The following is a 26,020-nucleotide window of genomic DNA, read 5'->3' on the forward strand; positions in this document are numbered from 1 at the left end:
TTTAATTAAAATTTCGTTGCTCGGTATTGTTTAACAAGCTTTTTCACCTTGTTCTTTTCTACCGTTGCACCATTCTGTTGTAACATCACATATAAATCTTTTCGATTTTGTTTAATTGTTTCATAGACTGGTTGCTCTTTCCCACGATTCGGATCAGCTCCTGCTTGCAATAACAGTTTAATCGCTGCATCGTTTTGATCCAGTGTGGCATAAAAGAGTGGTGTATGTCCGAAGTCATCGATCCGATTGATTTCTTTTTTTGAAGCTTTTTTCACGAGAAGCGTATAGACATCAATCGATCGATTCACACTTGTCGCGACATGAAGGACCGACTGACCTTGCGCATTCAGTTGACTGATTTTTGCACCTTGTGCCAACCATTCAGCTACCGTACTACGCGGTGTGAATTGCGCTGCATAAAACCAGTTCGCTTTATTTTGGACGGTCTGTTCGTCAAGGAGAAGCTTCGCCTTGTCAAAGGCGAGTGTTTCTTGGAATCGACGAATGTAATGATTTTTCTCCTTTGTCGATAAAGAGGCATCCTTTAACGCTGTAGCAAGTCGTTCTGGCTTTTCCGAACGTAGTCCTTGTTCAAGTGCTGCGTGTTGATTCGCTTTTATGACGTATACCGCCCCCCCGATTCCAATGATAATTAAAATCAAGAGGACGGCAATGATTCGTTTGCGTTTCATATCTCGCGTCCCCACTTCTTAGTAAACATCTCCATCCAAGTCTGATGTTCCTGATTCAGAACCAATTGTTACCTTAAATGTCGTCGTTAGTGGTGTTTTTTGATTATCTTTCACGACTTCGAGCACCTCTTTATTCTCTTTTAATGCCGTTACCTTGATACGTGCCACACCTGGACGCAACGGTTGCAATGCTTGCCCTGTTGCATCAATTTTGACGTATTCCTTACCTTGAAGGACTTCCAAGCGATAGAATCGCTCCGTCGCCGTCACTGGGAACCAGCGCAGAACCGGTGATTTCTTATCATCTTTCATCGTCATCGCGATATCATCAGCTGTCAGATTGATTGGATTCTCGCGTACCCGTACGAGCGTCTTCGCGACTGTATCCGGGAAATCTGTCAATGTGAGTAACGCTTCGACCGGTCCATTTGGTGTACCGGATTTACCTGTGATCGTATAACCTGACGCCGTCTGTTTCAACTCAATCGCACCACTTACAGTCGAAGTCGTAAATGGTAATAGATAGCTTGGTTTAAACGTCGCTGTCACGTCTTGATTTGATCCGACCCACAGTTCCAGATTATTTGGGGAGACCGATAGTTCCGGTAACTTGACTTGGATCGTGTACTCTTGTGACTGAGCAAGATAAGTTGAGCTTCCGGCTGTTGCAGGTACAACCGCTTTAACCGTGACCATTCCTGGCGTCTTTCCTGTCAGCTCCAACGTATTTTTAGTTAAGCCATTCGTCGTCACACGAGAATCGTTCATTACGATCCATTGAATCGGTGTGTTTCGTCCCGATACCATCGAAGCAATTCCGGACATTGATTTTGTCTCTCCCACATATAATGTATCCGGTATATTTTGAACGGTTAATCCTCCAAATACATCATTGATGACGAGTTCTGAAGTCGCTGTCAACTCTTTTCCGTTTCCGACTGGTACGATGAGTTTAATCTGTGTCGTCCCGACTTTTTTCGGTTTGATGACACCAGCTTCATCAATCGATGCGATTTCCGAATCCACAATCGACCATTTTAATGCGCCATATTGACTGCCTGAAGGATTAATTTCTGGCAAGACTTTATAAGATGGTGTCGTGATATCCATCTTAACGGAGGGAATCTTCACACTTGTCGCAAAGGATGGTGTCAGTGCATAACCAATCGTCGGAAAAGCCTGTGGATCATTTGCGACGGTCGTCGATTTATCTTTCCCATTCTTTTTATCACGATATATATTTTTTATTGATGTCAACGTGTTGTCTTTTTTATCAAGTAAATGAACTCCTGCGGCATCTTTCGCACGTACTTTGACAGTAAACGTCACTTCCGATTGATTCGCGATCCATTCCCCTTTATGAACGCCTTCAATTGCCTCATCATATTCGATGTCCGGAAGATTTCCTTTGATCGTCTGACCGGTAATATTCGTCCCAGTCAGCCCCGTCGCCGATAAGATTTCAAGGTTACTCGGGAATTGTTCGTTGAACAGAATATTTTCCATCGTCACCGAGAACTGACCCATGATGTATCCATTGTTTCCGATGGCATCCTTTTGCATCATCGGAGACATTTTGACGGTATAGGTGATATCGGCTGTTTCCCCTTTTGGAATCGTTGCTGGATCAATCGAACGGGACAGGACGAATGGTGCGGATGCAGCCGGACGCACGACTTGGATGGTCCGTGTCTCAATCGTTTTTGCTCCCCGTTGATCTTCTGCTTCAATTCGGATCGTCACGCTCGTTTTTCCTTTAAGTTTCGATTCAAACGATTGACTTACGAATGAGTTGTTTTTCAACTTATTGTTTTCAAACACTTTCTCATCATCAATATAGATGCGCGTCTTCAACTCACGATCTTGTAGATCGTAGTCGTTTATTTGGTATGAGATTGCTAAAGGCTCATTTTCAAGATAACTTGATTTGTCATATGGTAAAAGACTTTTGATTAAAGGTTTATGATTCGCGCCGATAAAGGCACGATACATCGTGTTGGTAAATAGATTCTGCTCCCCTACATTTGTAAAAGAAGAGGTATGTCCAGCACCTGAATATGTGATGTTTCCCTTGGTGTACATATAGTAGTGATTTCGAGCATCTCCTACCGTCCTACCAGTCTCCGTATCTGCTTCTGTTTCCTTGATATTATACCAAGGTATTAAATCCGGTTGTTCTAAATCAAGAGCAAAATATTGATTGTGTGTTTGCGCAATCGAAATCTCATTGTCTAACGCAAAAGGAAATGATGTCATTTGCCCTTCATTTTGTCGAATGGCTTTCGTGGATTTTTTAGGTGCTGCAAACCCCATATTTGTATAGTAGGTTTGACCCGATGCTGTAGCGTAGTCTGCTTCCCAGCGAGTTGGCGCATTTTTTACATTTGATCTAAAGATGGTATCGTGTGTCAACATGAGTCCCTGTCCCGTATTCGTAAATGACTTAACTTTATCAAATGCCAGGTCAGTAAGACTAGCAGTACCATAAGAATCTTGGAATCCGAAAATCAACATATCATATGAAGCATTTAAATCTTTTGAAGTTACTTCACTCGAAAATTTAGCTGAATCTATGACATTTAAATTAAAATTATAAAAATCATTTTTACTTAAATTTTCTCCTTTTAGATTATCTAGAAGAGAACCAGTTCCTCTCGTTCCAAGAACCTGAAGTACCTTTGCTTCAGCTAATTGATCTTTCATTAAAAAACTACCTGTCTTATAGTCTGACAATCCATTGCTTTTATTGATTCGAATCATCCACTGTCGTGGTCCTGTATAACTCGGAACGTCAAATGTATAGGTAAGTTTCCCGTTAGCTGCGGCTGGTAATTCATCAACTTTTTCTGATTCGTCGAACTGATCATTACTGTCAAAATCGATATAAAGTGTCGCTGTAGTATCAGTTATCGACTGATCAAGAGTATAACTAAACTCAATTGGTCGATTCGGAACCGCTATCGAACCGATAGACGACAATGTGTTACCTGCTTGTTTTACTGTCACATTCGAGATACGGGGACGCACATTGATTTTTTGCTTCAATGAGTTAATGACATCATTGATATTTTCGTAAGAAACAGTTGCTTGCGTCGACACATAGTTCTTCAAGACCTTTGAGAAATTACTTTGATCATGCGTGAAGATATCTTTATGCAGATACACTGGTAGTCCTTTTCGAACATATGCATTGAGGATTTCATTACTTTTTAGTCGTGTAATATCATTTTCGATTTTACTTGTATTATGATTTCTTTTATCAAACTCAGATAATTTAATCGAATATTTCTCTTGATCATTACTATTGATTGAAGGATCAAAAACGATTGCATCAAACGCTCCATCTAACGGAAAACGTGAGGCGTTAAGTTCCTTGACGGTCATCTTCTTAACATCAAAACGCGCTGAATCAAGTCCGGTTAATGGCGAAGTGATGTCTGCATTCGGATTAATTCGATTTGTTATTGACCATTCATCGCGAATCTCTAAAATCTTAAACTTTTCACCCGTTGCGGCTTTTGAATGTGGCTCCTGTATATACGTAAAACTTGAAAAAATCAGTAAGGTAGCTAAGGCTAGACGGACCCACTGTTTCATCATTTATCGTCTCCTCATCGTATCATTGAAATATGGGACTATACTCCCCCATTTCATTATAACGAGAGAATCAGGATTTTCCCTATTTTGTAAAAACGGAAGCGTAATAATGACGCACTTCACTGATGAAATAAAGTGATCCCGTCACGACGTATGTCCGGTCCATCTCTAATTGATCGAAGAACTCTTCGACCGTCGTTACATTAGCCCCGTCTTGTTTTAACTCATCGAGTGTCCTTGCTCGCGGGAAATCGAATGTCGTCTCGTAAATATCTGGTGTAACATTGCTTAGCTGAGCAAGCATCGCCGACCGGTCTTTGTCACGCAAAATCGAACAGAGCAACGTCACAGGTTTTGATTCTTCCTTTAACCGTTCAACGAGTGCCGTGATGCCTTCCGGATTATGCGCACCATCGAGAATGATTCGTGGTTTGCGTGAGATGGTTTCAAATCGACCTGGATGTTTCGCTTCTCGTAGCCCTTTTCGGATCGCCGCTTTCGACCATCCGAGACGTCGCGCACAAATGACGGCGTTCGCCGCATTATGAACTTGATGATGGCCTTCAAGACCTAAGCGGGTCTCTGGAATCCCGTCGTACGTCGCCCAGGTCCCGGTTTCCTTTAACCGGTAACGGATGATTGCTTCCTGGCTCCATTTCAATGTCGCATTCCGGTCACCGCAATATGCCATCAACGGCACCGTCAGTTCTTCTTGCAGTTTTCCGGCGATGACCGGTGTCCCTTGTTTGATGATGCCGAACTTCTGTAAGGCGATCTCTTGGAGCGTATCTCCGAGAATCGCTTGATGATCGTGACCGATTGACGTGATGATTGCTGCGACCGGCTTTTTGAAGACGTTCGTTGAGTCATACAGTCCACCGAGACCGACCTCATAGATGACGAAATCCGGACGGATCTGATCAAAATAATAGAAAGCAAGTCCCGTCAATGCTTCGAACTCAGTGACTGTACCGAGTGCCGGATCGATGTGCTTTATAGCAGTCTGAACAGCAATTGCAGCTGCAACGAGGTCGTCTTCTGCGATCGGTACCCCATTCAACATGATCCGTTCCTCAAACTGAATGATGTACGGTGACGTGAATGTCCCGATTTGTAATCCTTCCGCAACCCCCATCTCACGCAAGAACGCGACCGTCGATCCTTTTCCGTTCGTTCCGGCGACATGAATCGTCGGAATCGCGTCCGGGTCAATCTGTAATTCCAGTAACATCGCCTGCATCCGTTCAAGACCTGGTTTGACGCCGAATGCTAGTAAGCTCGATAACCAATCCAATACATCTTCTCGCGTCCTCATGCTGTTCGCTCCTTTAAAAAAAGTGGCTCAAGGAGACTTGAGCCACTGCTGTAATTAGTGTGAGAGTTCGTTGATGCGTGCTTCGACAGCTTGACGTTTTTCCGTATAATCAAGTGCCTTCGCTTTTTCTTCATCAATGACATGTGCTGGTGCTTTGCCGACGAAGCCAGGGTTGTTGAGTTTTTTCTCGACCCGTTCGACTTCTTTCGTATACTTGACGAGTTCTTTATTCAAGCGCGCGATTTCTTCCTCGATGTTGATCAAGTCTGCGAGCGGGATGAACAATTCTGCTCCCGTTACGATCGCACTCATCGCTTTTTCTGGCGCTGGCATCTGCTCTTCAATCCGGAGTTCAGACGCGTTCGTGAACTTTTGCAAGTACGAGCTATTTGACGACAAGTCATCTTGAACACGTGCGTCATTCGTCGAGATGAACAGTTGGATCTGTTTCGACATCGGTGCGTTCACTTCCGCGCGGATGTTACGAACCGAACGGATGACGTTCTGAACCGCTTCAAATGCTGGAACAGCTTCCGGGAAGTCGAGTGACGCCTCGCGTGTCGGCCATGCGGCACGTGTGATCGTCTCACCTTCATGCGGTAAGTGTTGCCAGATTTCTTCCGTGATGAACGGCATGAACGGATGCATTAAGCGCATGATCCGGTCGAGTGTATAGGCAAGAACCGAACGCGTCGTTTGTTTCGCTGCTTCGTCTTCTCCGTTGAGCGGCAACTTCGCCATCTCGATATACCAGTTACAGAAGTCTTCCCAGATGAAGTGATAGAGAATACGTCCTGCTTCACCAAACTCATATTTATCCGATAGACGTGTCACGTCATCGATCGTTGTCTGTAAACGTGTCAGGATCCACTTATCTGCGAGTGATTTCTCGCCTGTCAAATCGATCTGATCAAACGTTAGACCGTCCATGTTCATCAAGGCAAAACGGCTTGCGTTCCATAGTTTGTTCGAGAAGTTCCACGTTGCTTCAATCTTTTCCCAGTAGAAGCGGAGGTCGTTGCCTGGTGTCGATCCAGTCGTTAAGAACCAACGCAGTGAATCAGCACCGTATTTCTCGATGACATCCATCGGATCAATCCCGTTTCCGAGGGATTTCGACATTTTGCGTCCTTCCGAATCACGAATCAATCCGTGGATCAAGACGTCTTGGAATGGACGTTGTCCCGTGAATTCATACGATTGGAAGATCATCCGTGATACCCAGAAGGCGATGATGTCGTATCCCGTAACCAGTGTCGATGTCGGGAAGTATTTCTGATAATCCGCTGCGTCCGTATTCGGCCAACCCATCGTTGAGAACGGCCAAAGGGCTGAAGAGAACCATGTATCGAGAACATCGTTGTCTTGCTCCCAGTTCTCGAGGTCTGCTGGTGCTTCCTTGCCAACGTATACTTCGCCTGTTTCTTTATGGTACCAAGCCGGAATGCGATGTCCCCACCATAGTTGACGGCTAACACACCAGTCACGGATATTTTCCATCCAGCGTACATATGTGTTTTCAAAGCGTTGTGGAACGAAGTTGACCTTGTCTGGTCCTTGTTGTTCCTCGAGTGCTTTTTGCGCGAGTGGTTCCATTTTGACGAACCATTGTAATGAGAGATACGGCTCGACGATTGCATCTGAACGTTCCGAGTGACCAACAGAGTGCAAGTGTGGTTCGATTTTGATTAGAACACCTTCTGCTTTTAAATCTTCAACGATTTGTTTCCGGCATTCGAAACGATCCATGCCTTCGTATTTACCTGCATTCTCGTTCATCGTTCCATCTTCATTCATGACGAGGACACGTGGTAATTCGTGGCGGTTACCGACTTCGAAGTCGTTCGGGTCGTGTGCAGGTGTAATCTTCACGACACCTGTACCGAACTCCATGTCGACATATTCATCCGCAACAATCGGAATCTCGCGACCAACAATTGGTAACGTGATCGTTTTTCCGACGAGGTGAGCGTAACGCTCATCCTTCGGGTTCACGGCAATCGCTGTATCACCAAGCATCGTCTCAGGACGTGTCGTCGCTAGTTCAACATGACCTGAACCGTCCGTCAGTGGATAGCTGAGGTGGTAAAACGCCCCTTCGATATCCTTGTAGATGACTTCGATATCCGAGATCGCTGTTTTCGTCGCTGGGTCCCAGTTAACGATGTATTCGCCACGATAGATCAAGCCTTTTTCGTAAAGTTTAACGAAGACTTCTTGAACTGCTTCCGACAACCCTTCGTCGAGCGTGAAGCGTTCACGCGAGTAATCGAGTCCAAGACCGAGTTTTGCCCATTGTGCACGGATCGTTGACGCATACTCTTCTTTCCATGCCCAAGATTGCTCGAGGAATTTCTCACGACCCATTTCAAGACGTGATTTCCCTTCTGCTCGCAGTTTTTGTTCGACTTTTGCTTGCGTCGCAATACCAGCATGGTCCATTCCCGGTAGATACAGGACGTCGAACCCTTGCATCCGTTTCATCCGCGTCAGCATGTCTTGTAATGTTGTGTCCCAAGCGTGACCAAGGTGTAATTTACCTGTGACGTTCGGTGGTGGAATGACAATCGTGTACGGCTCTTTCTCCGGATCTTGATCAGCTTTAAAGTACTCTCCCTTTAACCAAAAGTCGTGCCATTTTTCTTCCGTTGCCTGCGGATCATATTTCGTTGGCATTGATAATTCCTGCATCCTGATCGCTCCCTTTTTGTCCATAATAAAAACGGCTTCTCTCGTCCTATGCTAAGGACGAAAGAAAGCCGTTGCTTTTTTCCGCGGTACCACCTTAGTTCATCCAACATCGGATGCCCTCGAGCCACGTAACGTGTGGAGGACGGATATCGCTCGTAAGACTCACGATACCAGCTCGTGGGGTGACCTTCCTCCTGTTCGTCCGTCACATCTTTCAGCCAAGGATGTGTTCTCTACGCCGGTACGAATACAGGATTACTCTTCCCGTCATCGCTGTTGCCATTTTCTTCTTTATTCATTTTAGCCGAGAGTTCAATCAATCGTCAAGAACTGCTTAACGATCGAACTCAACTTGGAGTTCCTTGAACGTCAATTCGACGGCTTCAATCGTCTGTTCGATATCTTCGTCCGTATGGGCAATCGAGAGGAAGAGACCTTCGAATTGTGATGGTGGTAAGAAGACACCACGCGCCGCCATCTTTTGATAATACGAACGGAACATCTCAAGGTTCGATGTTTTCGCTTTTTCGAAGTTCGTGACACGTTCATCCGTGAAGAAGACACCAAACATCGCACCCGCACGGTTCGTCGTCAGTGGAATGTTATATTTCGCCGCAGCATTCAGGTAGCCTTCAGACAGACGGCTCGCTTTCCGGTCGAACTCTTCATAGTGCTCGGGTTTCAATTGCGTCAGTGTCGCTAGACCCGCTGCCATCGCAAGTGGGTTCCCGGATAACGTACCTGCTTGATAAATTGGACCTTGTGGTGCGATCTGTTCCATGATGTCACGACGTCCGCCATAAGCACCGACTGGCATTCCGCCGCCGATGACTTTACCGAGACACGTGATATCCGGCGTGACACCGAAGTGTCCTTGCGCACAGTGGAATCCGACACGGAAACCGGTCATGACTTCGTCAAAAATTAATAACGCACCGTTTTCTGATGTGATTTCCCGTAAGCCTTCAAGGAATCCTGGTTCTGGTGGCACGAAGCCCATGTTCCCAGCAGCCGGTTCGACGATGACACCAGCGATATCGTCGCCGTGTTTTTCAAACGCGATCCGGACAGCATCCAAATCGTTGTAAGGAACCGTCAGTGTCATGCTCGCAATTTGCGCTGGAACGCCTGGTGAATCCGGTAGTCCAAGTGTCGCGACACCTGAACCTGCTTTAATCAAGAGTGAGTCCCCATGACCGTGGTAACAGCCTTCGAACTTCAAGATTTTTGTCCGACCTGTATAGCCGCGTGCGAGACGAAGGGCAGCCATCGTCGCTTCTGTACCCGAATTGACCATCCGGACGACTTCGACCGACGGTACACGACTGATGACGACTTCCGCCATCGCTGATTCGATTTCTGTTGGTGTCCCGTAACTCCAGCCACGCGTCGCTTGTTCTTGAATCGCTGATGTGACGATTGGATCGGCATGACCGAGAATCATCGGTCCCCATGACAGGACGTAATCGATATACTCTTTTCCGTCGATATCATAGAGCTTTGATCCTTTCGCATGATCTGCGAAAATTGGTGTCATCCCGACCGATTTATAAGCACGGACTGGGCTGTTGACACCACCCGGCATGAGCGGGAGTGCCCGCTCGAACGCTTCTTTTGATTTTGAGTTCTGGTTAATTAAGCTCATTTCGACCCCTCCAGGTAACGACAAATGTCTTTTGCGAAATAGGTGATAATTAAATCAGCTCCTGCTCGTTTAAAGCCAAGCATCGTCTCAAGGACGATTCGTTCTTCGTCGATCCAGCCGTTCAGGGCTGCAGCTTTGACCATCGCATACTCACCCGATACGTTATACGCAACGATTGGTAGATCAATCCGCTCGCGCACATCACGAATGATGTCCATGAACGCAAGCGCAGGTTTGACGATCATGAAGTCAGCTCCTTGATCGACGTCCGCTGTTGCTTCTCGGAACGCTTCGCGACGGTTTGCTGGGTCCATTTGGTAGCCTTTCCGGTCGCCTTCTCCTGGTGCCGAGTTTGCCGCGTCACGGAATGGACCATAATAAGCAGATGCATATTTAACGCCATAGCTCATGACCGGAATATGGCTGAAGCCGTTCTCGTCCAACCCTTGACGAATCGCTGCGACGAATCCGTCCATCATTGATGATGGAGCGATGACATCGGCACCCGCCTGAGCTTGTGAGATGGCTGTTTTGACGTGAAGCGGTAATGACGCATCATTATCGACCGTTCCGTCAGCGACGATTCCACAGTGACCTGTCGACGTATATTCACATAAGCATGTGTCGGCAATGACCGTTAGCTGCGGAGCAACTTTTTTGACGAGACGTGTTGCCTCTTGAACGATCCCGTGATCGTGAAACGCACCTGATCCTTGCTCGTCTTTTAAGTGGTCGTGCGGGACACCGAATAAGATGACAGATTCGATTCCGAGTGCGACGACTTCTTCAATCTCAGCCGTCAGATGATCGAGTGATAAGTTGAAGACGCCAGGCATCGAGCTGACTTCGCGTTTGATATCTTCGCCTTCAGCAACGAAAATCGGATAAATCAAATCCGATTTATGCAACTGGTTCTCGCGGACGAGTGACCGGAGTGATGCGGTATGACGTAAACGACGGTGACGTGCGTATTCTAATGTGTTCATGCTGATTCCTCCTCAATGATACGATCAATCATGCCGTCCACCGTGAATTCACGGGCGACATGAATCGGTTGAAGTCCGGCTGCTTTTGCTGCTTGCTCCGTGATCGTCCCGATGACGATGAAGGTCGTCTTCAGGTCTAGCGGAGCAATCGCTTCGACAGCGGAAGGACTCTGCAGTCCAATATAGGTGGCATTTCTGATAAGAGCTTCAGGTAGTCGACGGGTGACGGTTTCATAGGTGATGATATCCTCGATCGTATATCGATTCAGTTTTCGTAACTGATCGACCGGTGCTTGCCGCGATCGGTTCCCTCGCGCAAAAACGATATGATCGCCGTCAGACAAGTATGGTCCCAGTTCTGCGACGAGTGCGTCTCCTGTAAAGGTTGACGGACAAAAGTCGGCTGTTCGACCATACTTCGCAAGTGCATCTGCTGTCTTTCGTCCAACGACCGCAATACGCGTTTCTGCTAATTCAGGCAATGCATCAGCAACCCGGTGGACGCCATTCGGACTCGTCACGATGAGCCAATCAATTCCCTTCGGCAACGTAAACGAAACAGGTCGCGTTTCAATGACCGGATAATGCACCGACTCGATTGCGACGTCACGCAGTCGCGCCATCTGCTCGTTCGTCGGTGGTCGACTTCCCGTGAACAATACCTGCTTACAAGTCATCCGGAAGTGTTGCGAGAATCTCACGACCGCCCGAAGCAAGCAGACGTTCGGCAACGTCTTGACCGAGATGCATCGGGTCAAGACCTGATTCGCGCTCGATTAGAATTTGCTCCCCATCGACGGATCCGATGAATCCGACAAGTGTCGTTGACATGTCTTCGTTAATCGTCGCGAATCCACCGACAGGAACGTGACAGCTACCTTCGATGGCTGCTAGGAAAGCGCGTTCTGCGTATGCCACTTTTTCTGTCATCTGATCATGGATCAGGTGTAGGAGATCACGTACTTCTTGATCATGTTCGCGACATTCGATACCGAGGATTCCTTGACCGACAGCTGGAATCATGTCTTCTGTTGAAAGATATTCCGATACGACATCTTCAGACCAACCCATCCGTTTTAAACCAGCTGCTGCAAGCAGAATCCCGTCAAACGGACCATTTTTTAATTTATCAAGTCGTGTATCGATGTTCCCGCGAATCGATTCGATTTTTAAATCAGGGCGGAGTTTTAGCAATTGTGATCCACGACGTAAGCTGCTCGTGCCGACAACCGCACCTTCTGGCAAGGAAGCAAGACCTTCTCCTGTTTTCGTGATCAAGGCATCACGCGCATCGACACGTGCCGGTGTGGCACCGATGATGAGACCATCCGGTAGTTCAGACGGTAAATCCTTCATGCTGTGAACAGCAAAATCGATTTCTTCGTCAATCATCTGCTGTTCGATCTCTTTTACGAATAACCCTTTACCACCGACCTTTGAGAGCGTCACATCCAAAATGCGGTCTCCTTTTGTGATGATGTTCTTGATTTCGAACTCATACGGCGCGCCGGCTTGTTTCAACTGGTCAATGACCCATTTCGTCTGTGTCATCGCTAGCTTCGAGCTTCGCGATCCAACAATGATTTTTCGCATGCTAAAATCCCCCTGTACAATAATAAAGGGGCGGCACAAGTCCGCCCCATGCATTTTCTATTGTAACACAAATCGTACTTTGTTCACCGGTTCACAGCTTTTGCTGAAGGTGTCGTCTCTTCTGACGTCACGATTTCATCTTCGAGCCCATCAAACAAGTCTTCGTTTAATGCGAACGTATCCATGAACTGCGCAATCCGCTCATCAGCATCCGGTTTCGCTGCCGCATCTTTGATGTAAGATAGCGGTTCACGCAACAATTGATTGATGATGGATTTCATGTGTTTACCAATGACGGTTTTTTCACGTTTTGACATCTCCGGTAATTTCCGTTCCAAGCTTTGCATTGTCTCTTGTTGAATCCGCAGTGCTTGGTCTCGTAATTCCGTGATGATCGGCACGACACCAAGTGTCGTCATCCACCCTTCGAACTCAGCGATTGCCGCTTCGATTCGTTGTTCGATTTTCGCCGCTTCCTTCATCCGTTCCGCCATGTTTTGCTGGACGATCGATGTCAGATCATCGACATCATATAAATGAACGCCTGGCAAGTCACCAACGGTCGGTTCGATGTCGCGCGGTACTGCGATGTCAATCAACAAGAATGGACGATCGTGACGGAACAGCTGTGCTGCTGCGATGTCTTCCCGTTTGATGATGGCACGTTTTGCACCTGTTGAAGAGATGACGATGTCTGCCCGAAGCAAACCGCACTGCATTTCATTAATCGAATGCGCTGATCCTTCGAACCGATTCGCGACCTCTTCTGCTTTGGCGAGCGTCCGGTTAAAGACCGTGATGTCACGAGCTCCTGCTTCATATAAGTTGAGCGTCGTCAATTCGCCAGTTTCTCCCGCACCGATGACGACAATCGATTTATCTTCAAGCGATCCGAGTAACTGTTCGGCAAGCGTGACGGCAGCAGCACTGACAGAAACGGCATTTTCACCGATTCCAGTTTCTGCGTGAGCCCGTTTGGCGAGCGTGACCGCTTCTTTGAAGAGTTTGTTAAAGACCGTTCCTGTCGTTTCAAGCTTCTGTGCCATGAAGAAGCTTGTCTTGACCTGACCAAGGATTTGCGTTTCACCGACGATCATTGAATCAAGACCACTTGTCACGCGGAACAGATGTTTCATCGCATCGAATCCTTCATGGATGAAGAGATACGGCTCGAGCTCTTCCATCGTCAAACCAAACCAGTTTGCAAGGAAACGTTTTGTATAATACCGTCCTGTATGTGGCTGATCCGTCACGACGTACAGTTCCGTCCGGTTACATGTCGAGACGATGACACTTTCAAAGATACTTTTTTCATCGCGCAATGCGACGACCGCTCCCTTCATCTCATGCTCCCCAAATGAGACTTGTTCGCGTATTGATACAGGCGCTGTTTTGTTATTCAAGCCGACCACTACGATATGCATGCGCTCTACCCCTTACGTCCAAAGATTTCGTTCCGATCTATCTTTTCGTTCTCTATCCTACATTATAACCATTATAAAAAAGATTCCAATCAATTTATAAACTAAAATGAGTCGAAGTTGTGAAATCTTCTTCATTTTTTCTCTTCTTCTACCTTATCCCTCTCCCGTAAAAATCACAAACCCTCTGCTCCTAAAAAGAGCAGAGGGTTACACTTTACTTCAACGATTCAGGTGATACCGTCACGTCCGGTACGTTGAGACGTTGCTGACGTAAACGATAAATCCGAGCGATGTTCTGAATGACGACTTTTGAGACCGCATAGGTCGGAACTGCCAAGATGACACCGATGATGCCACCGATTTTCCCGGCAACGAGCAAAACGATGATGATCGTCAGGGGATGGACCTTGAGTGTTTTTCCTTGAACGTAAGGAGAAATCAAGTTCGATTCGATTTGTTGCGCGACGACGATCGTGATGATCGCATAGACCGCTTTGATCGGATCATCAATGAATCCGACAATGACTGCCGGAACGGCACCGATGTAAGGTCCAAGATACGGGATGATGTTCGTCACCGTACAGAATAAGGCAAGTAATAACGCATATTGAATGTCAGCAATGAAAAAGCCGATCAAGGACATCACACCGACGCAGATTGAGACGATGACCTGTCCGTTGACGTAATGCTTCACTGTCACGTGCATGTCGTGCAGAATTTTACGCGTTTCCGTTTCGTAGCTACGCGGTAACAATTTCACGACGGAGTCAGGGAATTTATACCCGTCAAGCAACATATACACTAAGATGAACGGCACTAAGACGATGATTAAGACCGTCGAAGAGATGACACCGAAAATCGTTCCAACGGACGTCGAGACGGACTTGAAGACGGTACCGACATACGATGTCGCTTCATTCGTCCACTTATCAAATAAATCTGTATTCTCATGTACCCAGGTCGAGATAAAACGATTGTCCATCAGCTGATCGCGTAAATTTAACGTTTGATCACGCAATTCGATGACGAGCGTCGGAATGCTCGTTGCAAAATCGGTCACCTGCTCAACTAAGATCGGTCCGATTGAAGCGACAGCGATCGTCAGGATCGTGATGAAACCAAGTAAAACGATCAACACGGCAAGACCACGTTTCTTGACTCGTTTTTGCAACGCATCTACGATCCCAAGCGTGAAGTAATAGAAAATACCCGCAATAATGAGCGGTGGGAAGATCAATGCCAGCATGACTTTTATCGGCTGGAATAAAAATGAGATCTTTGTACCGACCCAGATGACAAGAAAAATCACTAATACCCAAATTAATGCTTTAAACCATTTGTTTCGTAACAAATCCACCTAGCATATCCTCCTCATACCTATTCGTCAGCCGACTTTTTCCTCGGTGACGTCTTCGAGGCGTTGGCGCTCCATCTGTCCCCAGTTTCCTCGACCAGTCAAGAATTGAATCAATCCCCCTAGTTTGAAGAAGACTAAAATCGGACGGTACCAGAACGACTCGGTCAAGGACCATAAATACAACCGAATCAATTCTTTGACATTCTTGAATCGGTGCATCGTCCACTCTTCCAATAATACGGCACCTGCTGATAATAAGGAACCATAGAGTAAAGCGACGACCAATAAGACGATACCAAATTCAAAGTTAAGCGTCCCGACGAGCAGGTTGAGCGGAATAATGAAATATCCCATCAGTTCAACGATAGGTCCGAGTAATTCAATCAAAAAGAAATATAGCATCGAAACGCCACCAACAGAACCATACTTCGGATTACCGATCATGCGCTTATGGGTCCAGAGTGTCTCAGCTAGCCCACGGTGCCAACGTGTCCGTTGCGACCGCAACACTTCCATTGACTCCGGAGCTTGCGTCCAGCAGACTGGTGCCGGAACGTACTCGATGCGTTTATCAAGCTTGTTTTCTTTCATATACCGGTGCAAACGAACGACAAGTTCCATATCCTCACCGACAAGTCCTTCCTTATATCCACCTGCTTGGACAACAATGTTCTTTTGGAACAGACCGAACGCACCAGAGACAATCAATAAGATGTTGAAACGGCTAAGTCCAAGGCGACCAAATAAGAATGCTCGGAAATATTCAATCATCTGCATCAAGACAATCCGTTGTTTTGGTGTCCGAATCTCGACGATTTCGCCACCTTCAATCGTACAGCCATTGACGAGGAAGATTGAACCACATGTCGCGACGACCTCTTCGTCGGACTCGACGATCGGTTTCATGACTTTTAATAGGGCATCCCGCTCTAAAATCGAATCCGCGTCAAGCGAGCAGAAATACGGATAACTGGAATGGTCGATACCGGCATTCAAGGCATCCGCCTTTCCACCATTCTCTTTATCGATAACGATCAAACGACTATCGATCCGCGAACGGTAGACTTGTTTGACCGGCTTCGAACCAATTAGAATCCTCGGATAGCGGATTTCCTTCTCCAGCTCATACGATCGGAACAATTCGTCCATCGTTCCGTCCTTTGAACCATCATTGATGACGATGACTTCATGCTCCGGATAGTCAAGTGCTAGCAAAGCTTGGACACTCGAGACGATCGTATATTCCTCATTGTACGCTGGTACAAGGATACTGACCGGCCGTGTATAGAGAGAGCGCATCAGTGGCAAGTAAGAGCTCTCTTTCCGACGGAAGCGTTGCCGTCGCACCATTTGAGCTGAAATCAGGTAAAGCATCGAATAGAACACGATGACGAGTAACATATAAATCAACACTGTCCATGAAAGGACTTCAATAATGGCTTGGATTGTCTCAGACGACATGATGTTTCATCTCCTTTGCCAACCGTTCTGTAGCTTTTTGACGCGCATAGCGGTCGGGGTGTGTACTTGATACCTTCGCCAATTGTTCGATCCCGCCACAAGCAAGCAGCGCATCAAAGGCAGCCGTCCGGACCCACCACGATCGACTACCGACAAACGGTAAGATCGCTGGTATCGCATCGGCTGGAACGACATGTTCTAGGAAACGAAGGGCAAGCATTTGCTCAACCCAACTTGATTCTTCTTCCAAGTAAGGCACATATAACTTCCAGTCCTCCTCAAGCCCGATTCGCGTGAGCGCACGAAGAGCACGTTTTCGGATTTCCGGATTTTCATCTGTCGTCTTGTCACGAACGAGTGCGATATAACGTGTCTCATCGCGATCAAAGATCAACTGAAGGATCGCTAACTTAAAGGACAGTGTCAATTCTTCAAACGCAGCCACCCATTCCTCTAAGTCTTGACTACGACCGACCGCAAGAATCGCACCGAAGAAACTAATCCCATTTTCTTGCTTGGCGATGGCGATCGCATCTTGCGGTGATAGTGAGACGAGGGTCCGAACGATGACATCGCTCTCTTCTTTTTCAATCGTGTTTCCCCAACGCGCATGAATCATCGGTGCGACTGCTACCAAACGGAATTGAGAGACGGCCTCATAAGCGTTCAAGCGACGGTCAATCCGGCGATGCTTCAATTGTTGTTCGTAATAGGCATGCATATTAGCAGCGACAAAAGCTTGCACTCGTTCGAGATGTGCCGGTGTTGCTGTTAAGTTGGATAGTGCGAAGAGTTCAAGCTCAGCTAAATCCTCGTTTCCTTTTTGAACCGTCGGCATGTCCTGACGTTCACCTGTCGCATAGTCGTAGATGTCATCTCGAAAGACAAGTTGCCAATCGCTACGGGCATGCTCGCGGTTGGCACGTTTTCGTTTTTGAACGACGAGATAGACCAATGCTCCACCTTGTAAGAAAACGAGTACAACGATAAATACTAGAATCGCCTGCATCATCGGCCATCCTCAACTTTTCGGATCCACGCGCGGAATTCTTCGATTTTTAACGGAAGGGTCATAATGTAATCAACACCTCGGTCAATCGCAAGAACATGATCGCGTTCACGGTTGTACATCGAAATCATCATCGATTGGAACGGTGCGACACTCTGATGTTTTGCTCGCAGTAGTAATTCCAGCCCATCTGCTCGTGGTAATGCTGACGTAAACACGAGTAAGTACGGACGGGATGCTACGTACTCGTCAAGGAATGTCTCTGCTCGTTCGAATGTTACGAACCGTTCGAAGCGTTCCGTCAGTTCCCGTTCCATCATCCGACGGATATGCGGATCTTCCGTTACGACGACGACATCCGCGATATGATGGATTTTTTTATAACGCGCTAGCCGGTCAAGGACAAGCTCCCGCGATAGTGTCGCCGGTAGAATTTCTCGCGCATTTTCTAAACCATAGAAAGAGGTCTCCGTATTAAAATACACGACGGGAATTCGTTCCTCGATGACAGGTTCGCTTGCGAGAACGACATCGGCATAAGAAATGTCCGTCCGCACGCACCATCCCTCTTCAATCAATCCGTTGACCGCCTCCGGCATTTGTCCGACTGTGTGCACGAACAAGGTATTCGTCGACGATTGCCGGACGGTTTCTTCCGTCCATTCAATCGTCGAACTGACCTCACGATCTTGACTTGTTGATTCAAACGACTGATTGATTAATTTCCACATCTCTTCACGTCGCATTTAGTTTCCTCCCTCAGTGAATGCTTTTTTCATCGTCCGATAGACAGGTTTCAGTTCTTCTCGCTGTTGCGGATTCGTCCACTCTGCCCAGTTGTAGAAACCACGATCTTTTTCAGGGATACGTGTCTCACCGACTTGACCTGTGACTTCGATTCCTTCCGTAATCATCTTCGCTTCTAATCCATCTTTCCAGAAGTCACCGATGATTTCATGTTTACTAGGGTCTCGCATATTCAAGACCATCCATGGAATACGGAGCTCTACGGTTGGTTTCGTGATATCTGAGATATCTGTCAAGATATCGTCTGGTTCTCCTTCATGTAGAACACCCGTGTCCCACTTGACGGCTGGTTTGACGATTTTTTTCGTCACCGGGTCGCGTCTTGCATAATCGAGCATTTGATAAATTGGAACGAACTTACCGCTGTCTTTTTGATCAGACGGTGGTTTTACCATCTCAAACGGCATCTTCAGACCATAGTGATAACGGAAGATATCATAACGAGCATCGACATCGATGCGCGCCTTCTGATCGATCGTCAGGCGATATTCCGCTCCTTCATCAAGCATCAACGGACCGACTTTCGTATTCCCATCGTTTGGTTTCGTCGATAGCGCAAGTGTCGTCGGCTCTGCTTTTTTCCGGTCGATACGCAAATAGAGATAGGCTTCGTCGGATGTCATATATATCGCTTGATCCTTATTTTCAGCGACTGGTGCATACCCTTTCCAATCATCCAATTTCCCGTCAATGACGATATCTGAACGCAGGAAACCAAGCATACCGAAATGTTGTTCGCTCGTCTGGACATTCGACCAACGGGGACGCGTATTGGCATCATCATAATCCATCGTGTTCCACGTCCGCTTGAACCATTCATCTTGCCAGATGAAGACGAGTCCACCGGCTGTTTTGACGTCTTTAATGTCTTGATAGAGTTGTGCGACGAGTTCGCCTTGTTTCTTCTCACTGACATGCCCTTGATCGAAACCATTTGGTCCGAGGTGCGTCTTCCCGCGAGAACTCGGAATTCCGAATTCTGATACAAGTAGCGGCATATCATGATAATCCTTCATCTTCTTCAAGTAACGGGCATACGATTCAGATCCTTTGTCCGTTTTTTGACTGTACTCTTCCTTGATGAACGAAGGATAGTACGGATAGATGTGGTAAGACGCGAACAAGCCACCCGGGAAATCCTTCGTTGCTTTTAAGTGATTGAAATCAATGGAGACGAGGTCCTGTTCTTCCTCAATCTCTTTTGGGTGTTTCAACGGATCCGTCGTCGGCCAGTTCGTCGAACCGATTGGTCGTGTTGTACCGTACTCTTTGATTTCGTGTGCAGTCGCCGTATCCATCCGACCTGCTAACCACGATTCGAAAGGAGACGCTTCTTTCGTCGTCGTTACGTATTGTCCTTCGAAACGTGTCCCTTTGTTCTTTTTATTTGTTTCAACGACAGCTTCCGGTAACCATTCGATTCCGAAGACGAATGCTGAAACGTATTGCGAGACGTCTGAAGTGTATGTTCCGGAAGCATGACCAACAACTTCTTTAACGACTGCGTTTCCATGAATGACATCAACCATTCGTTTTGCTTCCGTATCTGTCATCTTCATGAACTTTGGATCGAATGCATTTTTTAGTTCCTCGAACGGCTTCTCTTCGACCCACATGCCTTGCATGAGATAAATCGGTTGTTTCGCCTGTTCGTTGTAAGCTTTTAATGCATCGTAAAAAGCAGGAGGGTGCAACGTGTACACACGAATCGTATTGACCCCCATCGCTCCGATTTCCTTCAACCAACGATCATATTCGTTTCGGCTGATGGCATGTTCCCCGGGAAATGCACCTGGTCGACCAAGTCCAATGTTGACACCCTTAACGAAGTACGGCTTCCATTCACCATCTTGATACATCTCAAGTGTGTCCTGTCCTTCACGAGCTCGGGTCCGCAACTCTTGGTTACCGACCTTCGTTTGTGAAAGTGGTTTGACCTTCGCAGTTTGTGTCGAGATCCGTTTCGTATCCTCAAGAATCCGCGTCAGCGTCGGGGCGTAAATCTTCCAGAAGAACGCCGATTCACTTTCCGCACTATCGAGGATGAACTGTTTGCGGAACCAATCGAGACCACTGTATCGATAATAACGTGGGATATCCGCGACGTCCGTATAATCACCAGCAAAATAGTGACCACTTCCTTGCGTGACATACGCTGGAAACTCAAGCGGCAACTGGTATTTTCGAAGCATTGCTTGTGTCTGTTTCGAAGGGCTCCAAGAGAAATGCGCTTGTTGTTTCCCACCATCTAGTTCAAGAATCTCGAACCAGTAGTTATAACGGACCTCATCTTTTGCATTCCCCTTATTTTGATCCCACTTGTAAAGTAAAGGAGTGTCATCATTGACGAAAAAAGCTTTTTCGGTCGAATCATTAATAAAAACATAACCCGGACCTGATAGTTTGAACTCTTTTTCTTTCGCTTGTGTTTTTAATTGAGCTACGACGTTTTTCTCAAGACCTTGCAGTTTTGTTAAATCTGGGAAAAATCGACCGATCCATCCTGTCCAAGCCGTCCCGAATAATTGTCGAAACGCATTGGACCGCTCGACTGACGTCGGACTTGCTGCTGTATTAAATTCCGCCACGACGGTTTTCCCTTGCGAAATCGCTTCAGTTGCGAGCTCGACGTCTTCTGTCGTCAAGCCACCACGATGTTCTTTTTTCCCGTTGACGTCATATGATTTTCCGTACGTATCCGTAAACAACAGCACATCTGCTTTAGAGGCTTGTTGTAACATTTTTTTACCTTGTGTACCATCATAACGGTTGATGTAGTCCGAATACGTATAATCTTGCCCTTGCGTATTTCGGATCTTTAAGTGATTCAATAACCACGTCGTTCCGGCATGCTCTCGCTCTTCCGTTCCGTTCGTGTAATCAAATAGCGCAATGTTTAATGTCTTTTCCTGCTTCAAGAACCAAATGGCAAATGGTGTCAGAATGAGTAAGACGACGATTGCGAACGTCCATTTATAACGCCTCATATTGGCATAGCCTCCCACTAGAACAATTTGTTCCTATCATTGTAACGTGAATCAAATGATGTTCATATAATGGAAATCAAAAATGTTGTAAGGAAATAATTAGATACTATTTTTAGATTACTTTAACCCTCATAAAAAAACGTCCTGCTCTCCTATTGTAGGAGAACAAAACGTTTCGTTTTTTACAGAAGACGATAAATCGCTTCCCATGCGGCATCGACGCCTTCTCCTGTCTCAGACGAGAAAGGAATTAAGGTATCTTGACCATCAAATTGCAATTTACGTTTGATTGCCGCGATATGTTTATCACGTTGACTCTTTTTGATTTTATCGAGTTTTGTTGCAACGACGATGACCGGTAGATCGTAATACTTCAAGAAATCGTACATCGTCACGTCATCCGCAGACGGATCATGTCGGATGTCGACGAGCTGTACGACACCTTTGAGGATTTCACGTTGTGTGAAGTACTTCTCCATCATCTTGCCCCACGCTTCACGCTCCGTCTTCGAGACTTTCGCATACCCGTAACCCGGTACATCGACGAACATGACTTCATCATTGATGTTAAAGAAGTTCAAAGTTTGCGTTTTACCTGGTTTCGAAGATGTCCGCGCGAGTGCTTTTCGCTGAACCAGTTTATTGATGAAAGAGGACTTTCCGACATTCGATCGCCCTGCGAGTGCCACTTCTGGCAACAATGGCTCCGGATAATGCTCCGGATTAACACCACTCGTAATAAAATCAGCTTTATAAATTTTCATGTTACTCTCCTTTTAATGCATGTTCGAGCACTTGCTCCATCGTCGCAACCGGAATGAATTCCATTCCTGCGCGGACGCTTTCCGGGATATCATCGATGTCCCGCGTATTATCTTGCGGTAGAAGAACGGTCGTCAAGCCCGCACGATGTGCTGCGAGTGACTTTTCCTTTAGTCCACCGATCGGTAAGACCCGTCCACGTAGTGTGATTTCACCTGTCATCCCGACGTCCCGGCGAACCGGACGCTTCGTCAAGGCGGAAATCAGTGCTGTTGCCAGTGTAATACCAGCAGATGGACCATCTTTTGGTACAGCACCTTCAGGGACGTGGATGTGGATGTCTTGCGTTTCGTAGAAGTTCGGTTCGATGCCAAGGGATGTCGCATTTGCTCGGACGAAGCTGTACGCAGTCTGAGCGGACTCTTGCATGACGTCACCGAGTTTCCCGGTTAACTGCAGTTTCCCTTTACCCGGAGCAAGACTGACTTCGATCGTCAACGTATCGCCCCCAAAAGCAGTATACGCTAAACCAGTCACTGCGCCAATCATATCTTCTAGCTCACCTTGACCATAACGGTAGATCGGTTTACCTAAGAAATCATCTAGATTACGCTTCGTCACCGTCACCCGCTTCTTCTCACCCATCGCGATTTGTTTTGCTGCTTTCCGGCAAAGTGAGCCGAGGACACGTTCAAGATTCCGGACACCCGCTTCTCGTGTATAACGACGAACGACTTCTTCTAGCGCGTCTGCTTTGACCGTCAATTGACTCTTTTTTAGACCGTGTTCAGCAAGTTGTTTCGATAATAGATGACGAACGGCAATTTCCGTCTTCTCTTGTTCCGTATAGCCACCAATTTGAATCAGTTCCATTCGGTCGAGCAACGGTCCTGGGATGTTCGAGACATCATTTGCTGTCGCAATGAAGAGGACATTTGATAAATCGAACGGTTCTTCGATGTAGTGATCGGAGAAGCTGTTGTTTTGTTCCGGATCAAGAACTTCAAGCATCGCGGACGATGGGTCACCACGGAAGTCATTTGACATCTTATCAATCTCATCCAGTAAGAAGACCGGGTTATTCGTTCCTGCTTGTTTTAAACCGCGGATGATTCGACCTGGCATCGCACCGATATACGTCCGGCGATGTCCACGGATCTCCGCTTCATCGCGTACGCCACCAAGTGAGACGCGGACAAACTTCCGTTCAAGTGCTGTTGCGATGGAGCGAGCAAGCGACGTTTTACCGACTCCTGGAGGACCTGATAAACAAAGAATCGGACCACGTAGCGAATCCGTCAATTGACGAACGGCGAGATACTCAAGAATTCGTTCTTTGACCTTTTCTAGACCGTAATGATCCTTTTCAAGCTGTTCCGAAGCAGCTGAAACGTTCAAGAAATCATCGGTTGCCTCATTCCATGGTAACGAGAAGAACCATTCGAGATAGTTGCGGATGACACCATGTTCGGGACTTGTCGCCGGTACGACAGCTAAACGACTGATTTCCTTCTCGACGTTCGCAACCGTCGTTTCCGGTAAATCAAGCATGGACAGTTGCTCCCGGTATTTCGTCGCATCGCTTTCAACGGATGCCGACTCGCCACCGAGTTCTTGTTGAATCGTCTTCAATTGTTCCCGCAAGTAATACTCGCGTTGCGATTGTTCAATCGTCTTCTTCGTCCGTTCACGCATCTCACGTTCGAGTTCGACGACTTCATATTCATGTTTCATGACGTCAAGCAACATCAATCCCCGTTCGACCGGATCCTGTTGTTCGAGGAACTCCTGTTTCTTCGAGATATCGATCGGTAACTTCGACGTGATATAGTCCGTCAATGAGTCGAGACGTTCATAGGTCTCGAACCGACGACGCTCATCTGTTCCGATGCCTTTGATACGAGAGACGAGTTGACCGAACTGTTCTTTAATTAGACGAACGAGCGCTTCTTGTTTCGCCCCTTTGATGTCCATCTTCTCGATTGGTTCGATGACTGCTTGATATCCTTCGTCCGTCTCCTCAACGTTTTCAATCCGGACGCGTTCCTTCCCGATAACACGAACACGAACTGTATCATTCCCAAGTTCACTCATCTTCGCGATTTGAACAAGTGTACCGACCTGATGCAACCCGTCGACAGACGGCTCTGCTTCTGGATCACGTTGTGTGACGACGACGAGATCGATCTCGTGTTCCTTTGATGCAAGTAAGGCTTTTAAGGATACCGGACGCCCGACATCAATCGTCAATCCGATCAACGGATACGCGACGACACCGCGTAATGGTAAAAGTGGATATTGTTTTTTCTTCATTCGAATTCCTCCTAAACAAAAAGACTCGGAAAGGCGTACAAGTAGCCTCCGAGCCGATTTGTCACGGTGTTACGCCGTTTCTTTTTCTTTCCCATGTTCAATTGTACCATCTTTCAACTCAAGCGTTGGACCGCGCTTACCAGTCAACGTTTCTGCTGTAATGATGACTTTCGCGATGTCTTCACGCGATGGAATTTCGAACATGATATCTAGCATAGTTTCTTCGATGATTGAACGAAGACCACGCGCACCTGTTTTACGTTCGATTGCGAGCTTCGCAATCTCAAGAAGTGCATCTTCCGTGAAGTCGAGTTCGACATCATCAAGTTGAAGCATTTTCTTATATTGTTTCACGAGGGCGTTTTTCGGTTTCGTCAAGATTTGAACGAGTGCCTCTTCATCGAGTGGCTCGAGTGTTGCCATGACTGGCAAACGACCGATGAACTCAGGAATCAAACCAAACTTTTGAAGATCTTCTGGCAATGCGGCTGCTAGAATTTCTTTTTGTGTGAGGTTACGGTTCTCTGAATCGTTTCCGAAGCCGATGACTTTTTTACCGAGACGACGTTTGATCGACTGATCGATACCATCGAATGCTCCACCAACGATGAACAAGATGTTCGTCGTATCGATTTGGATGAATTCTTGATGCGGATGTTTGCGTCCACCTTGTGGCGGTACACTTGCAACAGTTCCTTCCAAAATCTTCAGCAAGGCTTGTTGAACACCCTCACCAGAAACATCACGTGTGATTGACGGATTTTCTGATTTACGAGCGATCTTATCGATCTCATCAATGTAGATGATTCCTTTTTCAGCCTTCTCGACATCATAGTCCGCTGCTTGGATGAGTTTCAACAGGATGTTCTCGACGTCTTCACCGACATAACCGGCTTCCGTCAAACTTGTTGCATCTGCAATCGCAAACGGTACGTTTAAGATACGTGCCATCGTTTGGGCAAGAAGTGTCTTACCGCTACCTGTTGGACCGATCATGACGATGTTTGATTTTGAGAGCTCGACATCATCTGCGCGACCACCAGCATTGATTCGTTTGTAGTGATTATACATCGCTACAGATAACGATTTTTTCGCTTTTTCTTGACCGATGACATAATCGTCAAGTGTCGTACGAATTTCATGCGGTTTTGGAACATTCTTCAGCTCGACTTCTTCTTCTGTACCGAGTTCTTCCTCTACGATTTCATTGCAGAGTTCGATACACTCGTCGCAAATGTAAACGCCAGGTCCAGCAACAAGTTTGCGTACTTGTTCTTGTGTCTTTCCACAGAAAGAACATTTTAGCTGACCTTTTTCTTCGTTGAATTTAAACATAAAGGTCCACCCCTTTAACGTGGAAATTGTATGGACGCCTGTAGCA

At 46.7% G+C, this 26,020-nt stretch carries 17 protein-coding genes and 1 other annotated feature; all 17 genes read right to left on the reverse strand.

The annotated features are described in order from the left end of the window. Positions 1 to 5: 5 nt before the first annotated feature. On the reverse strand, positions 6 to 692 hold the full coding sequence (locus ACY2IG_RS12220) for an ankyrin repeat domain-containing protein (RefSeq protein WP_462617976.1): 687 nt from the start codon (positions 690 to 692) through the stop codon (positions 6 to 8). An 18-nt stretch (positions 693 to 710) separates the two neighbouring features. Then, positions 711 to 4,292: a DUF5057 domain-containing protein gene (locus ACY2IG_RS12225; protein ID WP_462617977.1), complete on the reverse strand. Its 3,582-nt coding sequence runs from the start codon at positions 4,290 to 4,292 to the stop codon at positions 711 to 713. Between the two features lie 79 nt (positions 4,293 to 4,371). Further along, complete coding sequence (locus ACY2IG_RS12230; protein WP_290772041.1) at positions 4,372 to 5,604, reverse strand: bifunctional folylpolyglutamate synthase/dihydrofolate synthase; 1,233 nt, start codon at positions 5,602 to 5,604, stop codon at positions 4,372 to 4,374. A 54-nt stretch (positions 5,605 to 5,658) separates the two neighbouring features. Further along, the gene (locus ACY2IG_RS12235; RefSeq protein WP_056062581.1) at positions 5,659 to 8,295 is read right to left on the reverse strand and encodes a valine--tRNA ligase; all 2,637 of its coding nucleotides are present in this window, start codon (positions 8,293 to 8,295) and stop codon (positions 5,659 to 5,661) included. 50 nt (positions 8,296 to 8,345) lie between these two features. Further along, positions 8,346 to 8,575: a binding site (T-box leader), on the reverse strand. Positions 8,576 to 8,629: 54 nt separating this feature from the next. Continuing rightward, positions 8,630 to 9,940 (reverse strand): glutamate-1-semialdehyde 2,1-aminomutase, encoded by a 1,311-nt coding sequence (gene hemL, locus ACY2IG_RS12240; RefSeq protein WP_056062584.1) that lies wholly within the window; start codon positions 9,938 to 9,940, stop codon positions 8,630 to 8,632. Continuing rightward, positions 9,937 to 10,926: a porphobilinogen synthase gene (gene hemB / locus ACY2IG_RS12245; RefSeq protein ID WP_035406433.1), complete on the reverse strand. Its 990-nt coding sequence runs from the start codon at positions 10,924 to 10,926 to the stop codon at positions 9,937 to 9,939. The genes hemL and hemB overlap by 4 nt, the downstream gene beginning before the upstream one ends. After that, complete coding sequence (locus tag ACY2IG_RS12250) at positions 10,923 to 11,603, reverse strand: uroporphyrinogen-III synthase (RefSeq protein ID WP_056062587.1); 681 nt, start codon at positions 11,601 to 11,603, stop codon at positions 10,923 to 10,925. Before ACY2IG_RS12250 ends, hemB begins: the two co-directional genes overlap by 4 nt. After that, a complete protein-coding gene (hemC, locus tag ACY2IG_RS12255; protein WP_056062591.1) occupies positions 11,593 to 12,519 on the reverse strand; it encodes a hydroxymethylbilane synthase in 927 nt (308 codons plus the stop codon). The genes ACY2IG_RS12250 and hemC overlap by 11 nt, the downstream gene beginning before the upstream one ends. Positions 12,520 to 12,602: 83 nt before the next feature. Continuing rightward, complete coding sequence (gene hemA, locus ACY2IG_RS12260; RefSeq protein ID WP_035406423.1) at positions 12,603 to 13,943, reverse strand: glutamyl-tRNA reductase; 1,341 nt, start codon at positions 13,941 to 13,943, stop codon at positions 12,603 to 12,605. A gap of 214 nt (positions 13,944 to 14,157) precedes the next feature. Next, positions 14,158 to 15,300 carry an AI-2E family transporter gene (locus ACY2IG_RS12265; protein WP_312451801.1) on the reverse strand — a complete coding sequence of 381 codons (1,143 nt, stop codon included), beginning with the start codon at positions 15,298 to 15,300 and terminating at the stop codon, positions 14,158 to 14,160. A 27-nt stretch (positions 15,301 to 15,327) separates the two neighbouring features. Then, the gene (locus ACY2IG_RS12270; RefSeq protein WP_329468836.1) at positions 15,328 to 16,761 is read right to left on the reverse strand and encodes a glycosyltransferase family 2 protein; all 1,434 of its coding nucleotides are present in this window, start codon (positions 16,759 to 16,761) and stop codon (positions 15,328 to 15,330) included. Continuing rightward, positions 16,751 to 17,773: a HEAT repeat domain-containing protein gene (locus ACY2IG_RS12275; RefSeq protein ID WP_156358997.1), complete on the reverse strand. Its 1,023-nt coding sequence runs from the start codon at positions 17,771 to 17,773 to the stop codon at positions 16,751 to 16,753. Before ACY2IG_RS12275 ends, ACY2IG_RS12270 begins: the two co-directional genes overlap by 11 nt. Beyond that, positions 17,770 to 18,516, reverse strand: a complete 747-nt coding sequence (locus tag ACY2IG_RS12280) for a response regulator (protein ID WP_035406415.1) — start codon at positions 18,514 to 18,516, stop codon at positions 17,770 to 17,772. Before ACY2IG_RS12280 ends, ACY2IG_RS12275 begins: the two co-directional genes overlap by 4 nt. Continuing rightward, positions 18,517 to 21,564: a hypothetical protein gene (locus ACY2IG_RS12285; protein ID WP_462617978.1), complete on the reverse strand. Its 3,048-nt coding sequence runs from the start codon at positions 21,562 to 21,564 to the stop codon at positions 18,517 to 18,519. Positions 21,565 to 21,746: 182 nt separating this feature from the next. Continuing rightward, a complete protein-coding gene (gene yihA / locus ACY2IG_RS12290; RefSeq protein WP_023468975.1) occupies positions 21,747 to 22,328 on the reverse strand; it encodes a ribosome biogenesis GTP-binding protein YihA/YsxC in 582 nt (193 codons plus the stop codon). Between the two features lies 1 nt (position 22,329). Beyond that, positions 22,330 to 24,639 (reverse strand): endopeptidase La, encoded by a 2,310-nt coding sequence (gene lon, locus ACY2IG_RS12295; RefSeq protein ID WP_035406409.1) that lies wholly within the window; start codon positions 24,637 to 24,639, stop codon positions 22,330 to 22,332. A gap of 69 nt (positions 24,640 to 24,708) precedes the next feature. Continuing rightward, complete coding sequence (gene clpX / locus ACY2IG_RS12300) at positions 24,709 to 25,974, reverse strand: ATP-dependent protease ATP-binding subunit ClpX (protein ID WP_023468977.1); 1,266 nt, start codon at positions 25,972 to 25,974, stop codon at positions 24,709 to 24,711. Between the last annotated feature and the right edge of the window lie 46 nt (positions 25,975 to 26,020).

The sequence above is a fragment of the Exiguobacterium sp. EF_C8 genome, from assembly GCF_054956715.1.